1 pseudogene is annotated in these 729 nt (G+C 62.8%); it reads right to left on the minus strand.

Going from position 1 to position 729, the window contains the following annotated elements:
• A pseudogene (locus tag DID99_RS36780) lies at positions 1 to 729 on the minus strand (TAL effector repeat-containing protein); the annotation flags it as partial.

Genomic DNA, 729 nt, shown 5'->3' on the forward strand with positions numbered 1-729 from the left:
TGTCGGCCGGGACCGGCGCATCCACCTGGATCTGATCGATGCCCGGGGACCGGGATGTTTCGCCCACGGCCAACGCGAGGCGACGCACGCCTCCATTACGCGCGGCGAGCTTCACGATGGCGTCGTTGCTGAACCCGGCGTCGATGAGAGCCTGACGATGGTTGAGGACCGCCTGCAGCGCCTGCGAGCCTCCGTTATTGGCGGCGATCTTCAAGATGTCGTCGTTGCTGAAGCCGGCGTCGATGAGAGCCTGGCGATGGTTGAGGACCGCCTGCAGCGCCTGCGTGCCTCCGTTATTGGCGGCGATCTTCAAGATGTCGGCGTTGCTGAACCCGGCGTCGATGAGAGCCGGGCGATGGTTGAGGACCGCCTGCAGCGCCTGCGAGCCTCCTATATTGGCGGCGATCTTCACGATGTCGGCGTTGCTGAACCCGGCGTCGATGAGAGCCTGACGATGGTTGAGGACCGCCTGCAGCGCCTGCGAGCCTCCTTTATTGGCGGCGATCTTGAAGATGTCGGCGCGCTGCAGATGGTCAGTTAGCTCGTGGGCATGCTCCGCAATATAAAGTAGCGTCTGCCGTCCTCCGTGCGTACGTTCAATTCGGGTCTGCTCGGCGTCGGTCAGTTCTAGCGGATTGGTTGTATGAGGCAGAGACAGCCGGAGGGGATAGGGCACGGCTCGGCGGTTGGAAAGATGGATACCGGAACGCAAAACCCGACGCTGCGAAG

This window comes from Burkholderia sp. Bp8986 (assembly GCF_003854225.1).
GTDB lineage: Bacteria > Pseudomonadota > Gammaproteobacteria > Burkholderiales > Burkholderiaceae > Burkholderia.